Raw genomic sequence first — 14,570 nt, forward strand, 5'->3', positions numbered from 1 at the left:
TCACCCTCCCAATCTAAAGCGAAACATCATGCTTCCTTCATATATACCGCGCTTCCATTGACTGTTTTTCACCGTGCGGAGGTGGAATTCCTTCTGCTTGGTTCCCTTCATGCTTAAAATCATTAGCGGTTTGGAAGCATCTTCATATGGTTTTTGTTCAGATGTCAGTACCTTCGCAGTATAGGCATTCTGTGATTCAGTATTTGTCAGGGTGATGGACGGCGTACAATAAACTTCAACCGCCTTATCCGGCATAGTGGCATCTTCAACATGAGACTCATCCATTTGAATCACTTCCGATGCACCGGCATAACCGCTTCCGGGTATATTATGCAATGTTATCTTATTAGGAATAGCTACATAATAGCTGGCATCCTGTGCTGTCCATTGAGCATATAAATATGTATCTTTTAATGGCGGCTCATAGTCTTGTAAAGCTTCAACTGTATCACCGCTGCCATCCTGCATTGTATTCCATCCGGAAAAGCTGCTTCCGATTTTTGTTACCTTAACATCACTGATATCCACTTTATTGTTTTCAATCGTAAAGGATCTTTCAATATCCGGCTCTCTTCCTCCATTGGTGATAAGATGCAGTTTATACGATACTGGTTTCCAAGCAGCGAACAGTGCGATGGATGAAACCTGATCATTATAAGCAAGCTCCTTAAAAGCACTGTCACTGGTTATATTTTCACTGCTTCCTGCAATGCGCCAGCCCAGGAATTCATAATGCTCTTTTTTGGGAATCCCCGGCAACAGATTCTTTTGCTCCCATGTTACTATTTTATCCGGATAAGCAGGTGTACCGCCATTGGTATCGTACTTTACTGAATATTGCTTCTGCATATACTGGGCAGTAAATACGGTATCCTCCTGAATATTCGATAATGGATGATCCCAGCCGGTAAATGTATATCCCTCACGTTTCGGGTCAGCTGGCGGAACTGCACTGCTTCCAACAGTTATTTCTGTCGCATCCTTTAATATCGTACCGTTCCAGTCCTTAAAAGTAACTCGTACCACGTCACTAACAGAAATGATAATTTCCTTTTTCACTGTAATATCAGTCTTATCATCCGGTGTCTTTGTCGTAGCGCTCAGCACCGCATTTGTTCGGCTGCCTGATTTATTCAATGCATGTTTTATATCCTGCAGCGATGTTTCTAGTGTTACTGTAATGGGCGTTTGCTCGTCATTGTTACGATATGCATGTGCCTGCGCGCTGCTTAGGATACTCTGTTCTGTAAGATTTGACACCTTGTTAAGGGACAGAGAAAAGCTGTTTGCTTCTATTCGTGCATAGACAAGCTCCGAAACTTTAACAGCCTGTATTGTATCCGCACTATTTGTCGAAGCCGTTATCGTATATTCTCCATTCATATGAACCGGATAATCAAATTCATAAACAGGAGTATTCAGAAAATCTTTTTTTTCTCCGTCCGGCAATGTAACAGATTTAATCATAGCATTTTCAGGAGCTGTAATGACGGCATGAATCGTTGCTTTGCTGTATACTGCATCATATGTTACTGAGGTAGTGATATCGGTATACTCACCATCATAATATACGGTCGCTCCGGTTGCTCCCCATGGCTGTGCCCAGGCAATTGCAGAAGAATCCCGAGCCTGATGAACATAAATGGTATTTCCCTTATAGCCAGTCAGAGACTTTGAAGCATACAACAGAGTTGACGGAAGCTTGATTTGTGAGACATTGGTACCATTTATTGCATTTTCCCCCAATCTGATCAATCCCTCCGGCAGCGTTAGACTATCCAGAGATGTACAGCCCTGAAATGCATAATCATAAATTTCTGTAATACCTGATGGCAATGTGAGGGTGGATAGTGAGCTGCAATTTGAAAATGCAAATGTGCCGATTGTTTTGGTGGATTCGGGAAGGATGATGGTTGTTAATTTTTTATCGTTAGAGAACATTGCTCCTGAGATACTATTCAGCTTGTTCGGCAAAGTAACTTCTGTAAGCTCAGAACAGTCACTGAATACACCGGTACCCAATTTTGTAACGCTGTCAGGTAAATGCAGGAATGTTATCTTCGTCTTTTCAAATGTATGAGTCCCGATACTCTGCAGTGTATCAGGAAATGTTACCGTCTCAAGCGAAGTATTGCTAAATGCATAATCGGAAATCGTTGTCAGTCCGTCCGGTAAAATTATGGTGTTTAACTGTGTACAGCCATAAAACATATAATCAGGTATCATGTTCAAATTTCTCGGCAGTCGCACATAGCTTAAGGACTTACAATTTTTACAAGCTGCTTCCTCTATTTCTGTGACGGTATCAGGAAATGAGATTGAAGTTATATCGGAATTTGCAAATGCATTCGCTCCAATGCTTGTCACCTTTATTCCGCGAACCTCTTCCGGTATGTCTACCACGGTGTGATTTTGTGAGGCTGTGTGTTCATCAGAGCCAGTATGATCTAATGGCTTAAAACCGATCAATTTCCCCTTATCATCTACATAGAAGCAGGAAGTATCGCTGTCTTTCCAGTAAATAGAAGCCTTGCTTGCGCCCCATGGACTTCCTGTAACCTCATTTACGTTTTTTGACAATAGATGAATTTTCATAGCATTCGTTACACGGAAAGCGTCCTTACCAATCGTTTTAATACCTGACCCAAATTGGATCTGAGTTACTGCAAGACTAAACGAGACAAATGCCTCTTCACCGATATCGGTAACGGAATCAGGAAATACTATTTTTTTATCGTTATAGCCTAATTTTCCACATCCATAAAAAGCCCTAGTACCTATGCTTTTTAACGTATTTGGAAAATTAACAGCTAAAATGTCGGAATTACTGTTAAATGCATTATCAGCAATGGAAGTCACCGTAATTCCATTTATCACAGAGGGAATATTTACAATCGTGTGATTTTTAGACGCCGTATGCTGCGATGAACCTGTCGTATGATTTAATGGCTTAAAGCCCAATATTGTGCCATCACCACTAATATAAAAACAGGAATCATCATCACTCTGCCAATATATTTGCGCTTTTACCGCTCCCCAGGGAGCGCCTGTCACATCGTTCACAGCCTTTTGCTCTAAATGAATTTCGATTCCGCTTTTTGTTCCGTTAAATGCATTTTGGCCTATTGTTTTTATAGATGAGCCCACTGTTATCTTCTGCAAGCCGGAGCAGCTGTAAAATGCCTTAGCGTCAATTGTCTCAACACTATCAGGCAATGTGATGTCAGAAAGATTGAAGCAGCCTGAAAATGCACTGCTCTTAATAGCTTTCAGATTGGCAGGCCATCTGATATTCTGAAGGGCCGTACAGTTGGAAAAGCTATTGCTGGAAATGCTTGTAATAGCATCCGGAAGTGACAGACTTGTTAATCCGCTAAATGCAAATGCACTGTCTGATATCAACTGAAGTTTATCGGGAAGAGTAATGGATTGTAAAGCGCCGGCACGATAAAACGTATTTGATCCGATTCCTGTCAGTGTCGAGGGAAGCTGAATATTCTTCAAGGCACTGTCCCCGTAAAATGCTCTGCTGCCGATATTCAAAACACCCTCCGGTACAATCAGATTGTCAACTTTAGTACCTTCGAATACAGAGTCAGGCAGCTCTTTCAGCTGATCTGACAGAGTTACCGAAGATAAAGCACTGCAGCCGTAAAATGCACTCCTTCCTAAGGATGTTACACTGTTTGGGATGACAATGGAGGTGATCTTTGTATTACTGGAAAAAGCATTGTTCCCAATGGATAAAAGATTATCATTCAGCACAACAGATGTCAGCTCCTGACCTGAAAACGCACTCTGTCCTATTGCTGTAATTTCAATCGTCTTTCCATCCTTTACATAGGAATCCGGAATTACGATATCCTTAGGGGCATCCGGTCTTGCAGAATAGTTTGTAATCATTCCCGGATTTGCTGTATCAAATGTAAAGAAGGTTGGATCTGTAGGAGCTGATGCTGCTAAGGTTGCTTCCTGCACTCCCGTATCTGCTTTTTTACCAATATAGGAAACATCAGCTTTTACATTTTCAGCATGTATTTCTGTGCTAGTCACCTCGACTTCGGTGTTTGATACTGCATATATGAAATTCTGTGGAATCATCATCAGCATCATTCCTATCGTCAGTGCACACACGATAAACCTTCTTTTCATATACATCCTCCCATTCTGACATTATCATCATAGCCTCTGATTCTCTTTGCTTACCTCATCTTTATTATATATTTATAAACATTTACATACCGCACAGCGGATATTTTCATGGATTCTTTCATTCGATATATCGGCGATGCGCTACTCCCTATGCATAATATTATACTTTATTAAATAGAGGTGATTTAAAGAAAAACACGGGAAAAAGTATAAAAAAAGAGACAATATCGCGATAAAACACATTGTCTCTAAATGTATAATTTTATGAACACTTTATTACATTTACATATTACCAAAATTTGTAAATAATAGCAATATATTTTTACAATTATTTTCTTCGTTTTACTATCTAAGCCGCCTGTATACGCTCAAAATATCTATTTCAAATGGAACGTCTTCGGTGACAGACGGTACACCAGGGTAAGCGCAATCGGAATATATAGAATTGTAGCAGCCAATACACCGCAGACAAACACCAGATTTCCATCCAACCGCATGCAGAAATAGCAAAAAAGGTACACCATGCCGTTCAGGATTGACATGAACGGATTCTTCATATCAAACTGTTCGTTATACGGTTGAAAGATATAGTAGACAAACAGATAGTGAACACTGAAAAACACAGCCAGACAAAGCAAAGCAAAATCGAACAGAAGAAGCGTTGAGAGAGTATAGGGCAATCCGGCAAGCACCACGGTGATATTCATGTACAGGCAAAGCACCATGATGAGCAGGAGATTATAGAAGCAGAGCTTTTTTAAGCGAAGCCGAAAATTTACCAGCACCGCCTCCTTTCTGCGATAATAGCTGTAATGCAGCAGCGACACATCACAGTTCATAAACATTGCCTTACAGACACGCTGTGAGATGCTGAGAATATAGGAAAGGAATACAAATGGCGGAAGCAGCTCCAGAATATCCTTCGTGAGTTTCATATCATCCTTCAGCATAATTATCAAAAGTGTTCCTGCAAGCCAGAGCACTGTCATCATCACCAGACGAAATCTTACCGGCTTATAAATCAAATGCTTATGACGGCGGAAGAATAGATCATTTAAAAAGGCGTAGCCCGTTTTCTCCGTTTGATATTGCAGCTCCTCACTGGTATAGCTCTTTTCATCCAAAGCTACCTCCATCTGCTTCATCCGACTGCTATCCAGCTGCAATATTTCATGATTATCCGTAAGCAGACGTGTCAGCAGCTCACTGTAAGCATGATAGCCGCTTTCAAAACGCAGATAGGGAATGATGGCTGCTGCACACACAAGTGCAAAGATGCAGAACAGCCGTGGAGCAAAGCTGAAATCCACTTTCAGCCAGTATAGCGCATACAGCAGGATCAAGGAGCCAAGTGAAATGAGGAGCTTCCATATATTCGCATCCAAATAAAAGCTGTTTTTCTTTTGAAAGCGCCGCATCTGCAGCATGTCCATACACTGATGGGAGCCCAGATAGCCGAATCCGGCCATAAATGCATACCAGAAGGGAAACGAAAACATTAAGGACAGAAGCAGGCATGCCAGGAAGAGTCCGACAGCATTCATACTATAGCTGTACCAGCTGCGGGAGCACAGACAGTGTCTGGCCTCCATATGCATCTGACGGCTTAAAATAAAGGTTTCATCATCTGCTGAAAGAAGCTTGCTGTTGCTTATACTTCCTGCCACAAGACTTAACAGTACAAAGCCAAACAGAAATCCATTCGCAATCTGCACATCATTCGCACCCTTTTGCAGATTGATCAGCGGCACAGCAATCACCACAAACAGATACAGCAAATTCTTCAATAAATTCATCAGGACATCCACCAAGAAGGAGAAGACACTCAGCACTCCCTTTAGATTTACAGCCGCATAACAGGATTCCTTCAAAAGCCTGCCAATCAGAGGGAGTTTTTTAAAGTAATAGAAAAATCCGTTCACCTTTCTGGTCATCCGAATCCGAAACAGCAGCAGAATATCACCCAGCATGCTTTACTTCCTCCTGCAGCAGTGAAACGATGCGATCCTCAAAATCATTTTGTTGCAGCAGATCATGATCGAGCTGTTCCAGTACTCCGTTATGCAGCAATACAATTTCATCACAGAGATCACTTGCCAGCTGTAAAATATGAGTGGAGAATATGAGAATGTGTTCCTCCTTCATTTCCAGCAGCAAATGCTTCATTTCATTTGCCACAACAACATCAAAGGATGTCAGTGGTTCATCCAGCAGAATGACCTTCGGCCGTGAAATCAGAAACCCCAGCATCTGCAGCTTGTTCTTCATACCGTGGCTGTAACCCTTAATCAGACGGTGACGGTCCTCCGCTACGATACGCATCAAATCAAAATAGGAATCTATGGTCTTGGCAGAATCAATTTCCTTTGCATGAATATCCATATAAAAGCGGATATATTCAAATCCAGTCATGAATTCAGGCAGAATCGGGCTGGAATATGCATACCCGATATCTCTGTCCTCTACCTTACGCAATTCTCCGTGCTCCTCAATCAGAACATCACCCTCACAGGGTATCTCGTGAGAAATGCAGTTAAACAGCGTCGTTTTACCACTTCCGTTCCTCCCCAGCAGGCCATAAATCTTCCCCTGTTCAAAAACAGCGCTGCCCCCTTTCAGCACTTCCTTATCGTCATAGGTCTTCTTTACATTTTGTATATGCAGCTTCATAGGTATCCTCCCGGGTTTCCTTCTCTTATGCAGACACTGTATCCGTGTTTGACCGCTTATTTTACCGGATATTTGATGGTCATGCTACAGCCTACGGCATCTGTAATTTCAGGATACCCGTACAAAATTCATTTGTCAAATAAAATCAAGGATTTACGACATGATATTGTAATCCTGCAGGACACTTACTATAATGAAGATAGAAGAACAGGAGGCTATCGTATGCGCAATCATGAGGTTACACAGCGGCACCTTTTACTGAACGAGCATGGCAGGCTGAAAGAGGCAGGCTGGTCCCGCTCCCTGCTGCAGGAATATCGCAGAGAGGATATTAAAGCCAAAACGCTGGAGAATCAAGGAATGGGATTATTATCTGATACTTAACAATCATTATGGGGTCGCCTTCACAATTTCCGATGACGGTTATATCGGACTGCAATCCGTTTCTCTTCTTGATTTTAAGAAGGGCTGGGAGCATACCGAAACCATACTGAACGCATTTCCAATGGGTAAGCTGAAGCTGCCGACCAGCTCGGAAAGCGGCTCCTGCCGATACAGGGATAAGCGACTCGATATGGAATTTCAGGTCATGAAGGGCAAACGCATTCTTCGCTGTGATTTTCAGAACTTCTATGAAGGAAAACCATTCCATTGTGAAATCACGCTGCATCAGCCGGATATGGACAGTATGGTAATTGCGACACCGTGGAAAGAAAAAAAGACCGCATTTTACTACAATCAGAAAATCAATTGCATGCGTGCTGAGGGAAATGTCAGCTTTGACGGTAACACAATACACTTTGATCCACAGGATTCCTTCGGAACACTGGATTGGGGGCGTGGGGTATGGACCTATGACAACACCTGGTACTGGGGAAACGGAAACGGCCTTGTGGAAGGAAAACCGTTTGGCTTCAATGTCGGCTACGGCTTTGGTGATACGACAGCGGCCAGTGAAAATCTACTGCTGTATGATGGTGTTGCACACAAGCTGGAGGATGTTACCTTCCACATACCGCCGGACAGCTATCTCAAGCCTTTGCGTATTACATCCAGCGACGCACGCTTTGAAATGTCCTTTCGACCGATTCTTGATCGTTGTGCGAAAACAAGTGCGCTCATCATTGTAACGGATCAGCATCAGGTTTTCGGCTACCTCAGTGGAACGGCCGTATTGGATGATGGAAGCATTTTGAAGCTAGAGGATATGCTTTGCTTTTTTGAAAAGGTTCACAACCGCTATTAAACCATATCATTATTTTCAATTACCTATGTGATATGATTACATCCATAGAGCCTACGTATCATCTGTTCTAAAAGCCGAATAGGTCATTTCTACTTTAACGGGAGATAAGAAAACGAAAGCAAAATAAGGTTGTCATTTATATTCGCCTGCGCATTCATTTTATCCGCATGTGAATTCAGTAAGGATACGGTTGATCCAAAGGATTATATGAACAATAATTATAAAAATCATGAGCAATTAAATGTTATAGAAGATAAGCAAAGCTTACTATATTTACTAAAACAAAGGGACACCTATCATCTGTTGATTTTTAAGAAGGATGGTTCATCCTATTCCTATGAAGGCGGCAGAGAATCTGATACACCTTTTGGCTATATGAAGGTTGGAACGCCCGATAATATCCGTATCGTCGTCTTTATCGATAACAGTATCGTGAAAGCAGAGCGCTATGAATTTGATTTGCGTGCTTCCAAGAATGATAAAGATAAGCTCACCATATCACTGGATGGATTATCAAATCTGGATACCTATCTTATCAAAAGCTATGACTTCCTTCCGCCTTATTCAAGTATTTCACAATTACGTTTTTACGATAAGCATGGGAAACGCATAGACGAAACAGTGTTAATCGATTGAAAAAAAACCGGCGCATAAACCGGGGTTTTTCTTTACGAAAAGAATCTCTATTGTGCTATGAGCATTCAGCGAATAAAAGCAAGTGTTTCAAAGCTGAGAAAAAGACGCCGCAGTATGTGACGTCTTTCTATTTGTATGGCTTAATAAATAACCTTACTGCTCCATCCCTGATATTTACCATGATGCAGCTTCGCTTCGCCGGCAATATACAAGATATTTCCCATCAGCTTGACATCATCAATCGGAGTGATATGCAATACAATCAGCTCCAGGTCTTCATCCCCTCTTGTGATGACAAAGCCCTTATTGATAACCTCATTTTTAAAGCTATCCATATCCTCGGCTGTCTGGAATACCACGCTGTGCTGAACCGGACGCTCATTTTCATGTACGTCCCCCTCCTGCAGCATGTCATCCATCAATTTCTTTGCCTGCTCCTTCAGAGCTGCCGTTTCACTCTTCAGGAGAGACGGAAAATCCGTATCAAATTCCTCTGCAGCATCCTGAACAATATCCTTTGCTTCCGCTGCCTGATCCTTCACAGCATCCGCAAAATCCTCAGCTGCTTCTTTTCCTTCTTCAAAAGCATCCTTTGCAAGATCCTTCAAATCCTCTGCAGCATCTGCTGCTTCTTCTTTCACAGTCTCCATACAGGAAGCGGGATCACTGATCGGACCTTCTTCAATTTCGTCATCCATATCCATTTCATTCAGGTCATCCTCATCCTCAAGAAGTCCCTGATCAAGATCAACGATCTGTTTTTCCTCATCCTTTTTCAGCTTGTAGGCAACCAGTGCCGCAGCTCCGGCAATTACCGCCAGTGCAGGTATTATCTTTTTCATAGTATCACCACTTTCTTGTTTCTATTGTATCACAAAACATGCGAAATGATACATGAAATAGCTTAATTTCAGGAATAGTTTCATTCCTTACTGCACCGGCTACGCCTTTTCTTTCCGATCTATACTCACACTTTTTTTCTGCTGATTCCCACACCGTCTCCAAAATCATAAAACTGTGTATCATAATCCTCACGCTGCTTCAGATACTCGACAAAATTTCCGATTTTACGTACCAGACTACGCAGATTGCGGCTTTTAATGTTTTCCGGATGCTCTACCAGACCATGGAATTTCAGATTATCCGTTATTACATATCCGCCCTTTTTCAGCAATGGCTCATAGCGCTCGAAAAACTTAGTGTACTGTGCCTTGGCCGCATCGATGAACAGCATATCAAAGCTTCCCTCAACGACTGTCTCCAGTGCATCACCAAACAGCAGTGTGATCCGATCCTGCAAGCCGCTTCTTTTTACATACTCTACAGCCTGATCATAGCGATCCTTATCCCGTTCAATCGTGGTGATCTGTATATCCATATCCAGCATTGCCATACGGATTGCCGAATAGCCGATGGCACTTCCGATTTCCAGCACATGCTTTAGATTATGCTCCTTCAGAAAGGAGCACATAAAATCAATGCCTTCCTTCTGCATAATCGGCACATCATGTTCGTGCGCATACATCTCCATTTCTTCTATCAGCGTCATTTCGTATCCCCTTTTTCTATAACAGGTATTTCTGTAATCACCTTTTTTGTTCGCGCATACAGATCATTCAGGCGAACCTTCTGTCCGTCCACACCATTTAATCCATGCTGTTCCGCCAGCTCCTCGCTGTAATCACTCAGCTTATATACTGTGAAATTCTTTCTCGTATTCATAATATCCGCAGCATCTCCAGTATAATGTGTAATCAGTGGTTCCCATTTCACATTCTGGATGGAAATTTCACTGCTTTTTGCGTCTTTTACAAAATCGAAACGGATCATACCGCCAAGAACGTTATTTACATCCAGCATTCCATTCAGAAAATTGCCAAGTGAGTAAATGACCAGCGTCTTATTTCCATCCTTACCATCCATCCATGTTACCGGCTGAATCACATGCGGATGCTCACCGACAACAACATCAACACCCAAATCCGCAAACAGCTTTGCATACTTCTTTTGAAACTCCGTAGGGGCTGAAACATTTTCATCACCCCAATGCGCAGAAACAATCACAACGTCGCTGAGCTGTTTTGCCTTCTTCACATCCTCGCGAATCCGGTCCTCATCGAAATAAGCAACACTGTAGGGATTGGGTGGTTCAATTCCGTTTGTTCCATAGGTATAGGCAAGAAAGGAAAATGTGATTCCCTTGCGTTTGATTGTGCGTATCGTATCCCGATCCTTCTGGGAGGTATAGGTTCCAGCTGTAATAATGCCCTTCTGTTTTGCCCAGATTTCATGAGAATAATCGATTCCCTCCTGATATTTATCCAGACAGTGATTGTTTGCCGTATTCACGATATCAAAGCCGGTATCCGCAACATTTTTAGCGATATCTGCAGGCGTGTTGAATGTCGGATAGCCACTGATACCAAGCGCATCTCCACCAACAATGGATTCCTGATCGATATAAGCAAGATCCGCTTTCTGAATATCCTTCTTTACATGCGTATACATTTCCGTAAAATCATATTTTCCATCATTCATCTCACCGGCAGCAGCATCCGCCTGCTTATATATCATTTCATGAATCAAATTATCTCCGACTCCGACAAAGGATACCGTTGTATTTTCATTTTTCGGATCCTCTTTCGGTGTTTCTTTTTCTTTATTCTCTGATGTACTGCATGCACACAGCAGCAGACTCAGCATCAAAACCATAAGCTTTTTCATTTCTGCACATCCTTTCTGGCAATATATTCATCCAGTGTAAGCCCCTGCTTCACAATTTCCTTAGCAATATCCTTTCCGACATAACGCAGATGCCAGGATTCATACTGATAACCGGTCACATCCACCTTATCCTCAGGGTATCGCAGGATGAAGCCATAGTCTGCGATATGTTTAAGCAGCCAGTCATAATGCTCTGAGTTTTCAATTTCATTGAAATTTTCATTGTTAATGGTCACATCCACGGCAAGGGCGCTGTTATGCTCACTCTGTCCCGGGCGGGCATAGTATTTATCCGCATATTCCTTTCCCTGACTCTGCTCATAATAATCATACAGATTTTTCTGATAGGCAAAGCTGCGATAGCTTGCAATTGCCTTGATATTGATATGCTTTGCCTTTCCTGCCTTCACCAGCTCGGAAAATGCATCCGCAACCTCCTTGCGTAGATACTGAGGCTCGCTCTGACAGGAAAAATCTTCTCCAATTACACAGGCATTCGGAGTCTTTACCAGATTCTGCGGCTCATAATCATCCGGCAGCCGGTGATATTTATTAACCAGCAGTGCTACATCATCAGTATCCCTGATTATATCAACGTTGGTGAAATATGGCTGATCCAAGCCGATATTAACTTTCGTAACAATGTCCTGTACTGCTCTTTTTCCGTCATCGTATGCAATATAGCGCTCGGTTAACTCCTTGTGGTAGTATGGAAGATTTAAAAACTCGCTGATGCGCTTCGCATCGTAATCCTTTTTCACAAAGGCAGTTGCCTGATCCAGATTCTTATCTGTTGTGATGGCACAGTAGACACTTTCCTTGTCCTTTACAAGCTTGTCACCTGCCTGCTTCACAGCCGCAAGATTATCACAGCTTTTTGTATCCTCTACCCCATACTGTTTTAGGGCGTCCTCTTCCTCGTTGGAATTGCAGCCGGCAAGCAGAAGCGCTGCCGTCATAAGTATCATCAGTTGTTTTTTCATATGTACATCCCTCGCTCCACCATATTATAACAGTTTCTGTTTATTCGTACAGTGACATCCGCAAAAAGCAGGTGAATCTTCCCTGTTTCTTAAGATTATATATGGGAAGCATGCTGTTTATCCTCAATAATACGGCTGTCTTATGAAGCGGCGGACATAATGAAAAAAAGCGAACTCTATACAGGGATGTAGAGTTCACTTATTTTCTATGCTTATACATCTCCCAGATATTCCTCCAGCGTGATCCCCTGTGACATAATCCGGGATGCGATTTCTTTCCCAACGTAGCGAACATGCCATGGCTCGTATTGATAGCCTGTAATGCTTTCCTTACCAGCCGGATAGCGCAGAATAAAGCCATAGTCTGCACAATGGGCATTCAGCCATCTTCCACCCGGCGTATTGCCATACCCGTTATCCAAGGCACCGATGTCAAAAGCAAGACCGCTTTGATGCTCCGAATGTCCCGGTCTTGCTGAATAGGTATCAGCAAGCTCCTGTCCATCCTGTGCGACATAGCTGTTATACAAGGAAGCCTGATATGCATAGGAACGATAGCCGCTGATCAGCGGCATGGAATAACCAGCAGCCTCAGCTCCGGCCTGAAGCTGCTGCAGAGCTGCGTAAGCATTGGAATCCATCCCTCCGTAATTCTGTGGCAGTGCATGCTTTTTATTCACCAGAAGCACTCCGTTGACGTAATACGGCTCGACAGATGCAGCTTCGGAACCTTCTGTCTGTGATGATGACGCTTCATCAGAAGAAGAAGGATTTTTTTCCTTCAGGTCCGGCGCTGTTTTTTTCTCTACCATTACCGTAAACTTTTTTTCTGCACTGTTTCCATTTAGATCCTGTGCATGTATGGTGATGGTGTAGCTCCCTGCCTCCAACACATTCAGCTTGCTGTCAATCCAATAGCTTCCGGCTGCTTTTTTGTTTGCTTTCTTCAAGGGTCCGTCAATCGGATCACGAACGCTTTTTATATTATCTGCGACATCATACTTCTGCCCATATTCCAGTGTAATATGATTCTCCTTCAGCTTTATTGTCGGTTTTCTTGTATCCTTTACTTCAACCGTATACGGTATTTTTTTCGTCTGCCCTTCATAGGTCAATACATAGGTGATTGTCTGATTACCTGTTTTCTTTGTATTAACGTTCGGGTAGGTTTTCACTTCACCAAATGAATGCTTTACAAAGGAGCGGCTGTCTATCTTTTCCCCATATTCCAGAATCTGGCGATCCTTTTGGAATGTTATCTCCATCTTTGCATAATCCTGTTCCTTTTTTTGATTTTGTGACCAGATATAGCCAACAACGGCGGAAGCTGCAAGTATTATCGCAATACCGGCAATGAGAACTTTTTTCTTCATTCGCATGAGCTACCCACATCCTTTACTACACTATAATACTACAATGCAGGTAAAATGAATACAGGTAACCTTTTTTTCAATATAAAAAGACACTGCTGAATCGTATGTTAACGAAACCACAGATCTGCATTCAATTTCTTTTTTTCCATCAAATACATGATATGTCTATCGCATAAGATTATTTGTTTAATGCGAATGCATGAATCCTCCATATTCATAAATTTAATACGGGAGGAATTCTATTATCGCCTGCAAATAACAGTTGTGATCATACAGGAGCCCTCGTCAAACAATTCCAGTTTAACAGCTGATCTGCCTTTGTCACTGGTCCTAGAAAAGGATGTCTAAATTACCGTAGGGATAAAAAAACTGCAGCGCTATGGATTTGCGTTGCAGTTCTCATGTTATTTATTTAACTAATTCAATGATTGCCATAGGTGCTGCGTCTCCGCGACGTACTCTTGTCTTAACAACACGAGTATATCCACCCTTACGGTCTGCATAAGCAGGTCCGATTTCTTCAAACAGCTTCTGCAGAGCAGTCTGTCCTGTTTCTTCATTGACAACAACATCACGTACAAAGCTTGCAGCCTGACGACGAGCGTGCAGGTCTCCACGTTTTGCCAGTGTGATCAGTTCATCAACAACGGAACGAAGTTCCTTTGCTTTCATTTCAGTAGTTTCAATCTGACCGTAAGCGATCACGGATGTCGCCATGTTACGTAATAAAGCTTTACGGTGGTCAGCTTTACGTCCTAATTTACGATTCCACATTGGTCCATTAAC

Annotated in this window: 12 protein-coding genes; 3 read left to right on the top strand and 9 right to left on the bottom strand. The window is 42.4% G+C overall.

Annotated elements, in window-relative coordinates; all coding sequences use genetic code 11:
* The 3 genes from ACESPQ_RS19035 to ACESPQ_RS19045 all read right to left on the bottom strand — a co-directional run bounded on the left by ACESPQ_RS19035 (position 1) and on the right by ACESPQ_RS19045 (position 6,822).
* Complete coding sequence (locus ACESPQ_RS19035; protein WP_373144759.1) at positions 1-4,152, bottom strand: leucine-rich repeat protein; 4,152 nt, start codon at positions 4,150-4,152, stop codon at positions 1-3.
* 377 nt (positions 4,153-4,529) lie between these two features.
* A complete protein-coding gene (locus ACESPQ_RS19040) occupies positions 4,530-6,122 on the bottom strand; it encodes a hypothetical protein (protein ID WP_118002889.1) in 1,593 nt (530 codons plus the stop codon).
* Positions 6,112-6,822 (bottom strand): ATP-binding cassette domain-containing protein, encoded by a 711-nt coding sequence (locus ACESPQ_RS19045; RefSeq protein ID WP_373144760.1) that lies wholly within the window; start codon positions 6,820-6,822, stop codon positions 6,112-6,114. The genes ACESPQ_RS19040 and ACESPQ_RS19045 overlap by 11 nt, the downstream gene beginning before the upstream one ends.
* A 222-nt stretch (positions 6,823-7,044) precedes the next feature.
* Between ACESPQ_RS19045 and ACESPQ_RS19050 the strand changes: the two genes are divergently transcribed.
* The 3 genes from ACESPQ_RS19050 to ACESPQ_RS19060 all read left to right on the top strand — a co-directional run bounded on the left by ACESPQ_RS19050 (position 7,045) and on the right by ACESPQ_RS19060 (position 8,704).
* Positions 7,045-7,206 carry a hypothetical protein gene (locus tag ACESPQ_RS19050; RefSeq protein ID WP_373144762.1) on the top strand — a complete coding sequence of 54 codons (162 nt, stop codon included), beginning with the start codon at positions 7,045-7,047 and terminating at the stop codon, positions 7,204-7,206.
* Complete coding sequence (locus tag ACESPQ_RS19055) at positions 7,199-8,068, top strand: DUF2804 domain-containing protein (RefSeq protein ID WP_373144770.1); 870 nt, start codon at positions 7,199-7,201, stop codon at positions 8,066-8,068. Before ACESPQ_RS19050 ends, ACESPQ_RS19055 begins: the two co-directional genes overlap by 8 nt.
* 129 nt (positions 8,069-8,197) lie before the next feature.
* Entirely contained in the window at positions 8,198-8,704 is a 507-nt protein-coding gene (locus ACESPQ_RS19060) for a hypothetical protein (protein ID WP_233105547.1), read from the top strand.
* A 140-nt stretch (positions 8,705-8,844) separates the two neighbouring features.
* On the opposite strand, the gene ACESPQ_RS19065 is transcribed toward ACESPQ_RS19060, so the two are convergent.
* The 6 genes from ACESPQ_RS19065 to rplQ form a co-directional block, all read right to left on the bottom strand.
* Positions 8,845-9,546, bottom strand: coding sequence for a ribonuclease E inhibitor RraB (locus ACESPQ_RS19065; RefSeq protein WP_002607447.1), 702 nt, complete (start codon positions 9,544-9,546; stop codon positions 8,845-8,847).
* Positions 9,547-9,671: 125 nt separating this feature from the next.
* Complete coding sequence (locus ACESPQ_RS19070; protein ID WP_008818601.1) at positions 9,672-10,253, bottom strand: O-methyltransferase; 582 nt, start codon at positions 10,251-10,253, stop codon at positions 9,672-9,674.
* Positions 10,250-11,428, bottom strand: coding sequence for a CapA family protein (locus ACESPQ_RS19075; protein WP_002607445.1), 1,179 nt, complete (start codon positions 11,426-11,428; stop codon positions 10,250-10,252). Before ACESPQ_RS19075 ends, ACESPQ_RS19070 begins: the two co-directional genes overlap by 4 nt.
* Positions 11,425-12,411: a M15 family metallopeptidase gene (locus ACESPQ_RS19080; protein ID WP_002607444.1), complete on the bottom strand. Its 987-nt coding sequence runs from the start codon at positions 12,409-12,411 to the stop codon at positions 11,425-11,427. The genes ACESPQ_RS19075 and ACESPQ_RS19080 overlap by 4 nt, the downstream gene beginning before the upstream one ends.
* 212 nt (positions 12,412-12,623) lie before the next feature.
* On the bottom strand, positions 12,624-13,790 hold the full coding sequence (locus tag ACESPQ_RS19085; protein WP_373144764.1) for a D-alanyl-D-alanine carboxypeptidase family protein: 1,167 nt from the start codon (positions 13,788-13,790) through the stop codon (positions 12,624-12,626).
* A 402-nt stretch (positions 13,791-14,192) separates the two neighbouring features.
* Entirely contained in the window at positions 14,193-14,558 is a 366-nt protein-coding gene (rplQ, locus tag ACESPQ_RS19090) for a 50S ribosomal protein L17 (protein ID WP_002607442.1), read from the bottom strand.
* Between the last annotated feature and the right edge of the window lie 12 nt (positions 14,559-14,570).

It is taken from the genome of Clostridium sp. HGF2 (genome assembly GCF_964240115.1).
Classification (GTDB): domain Bacteria; phylum Bacillota_I; class Bacilli_A; order Erysipelotrichales; family Erysipelotrichaceae; genus Clostridium_AQ; species Clostridium_AQ innocuum.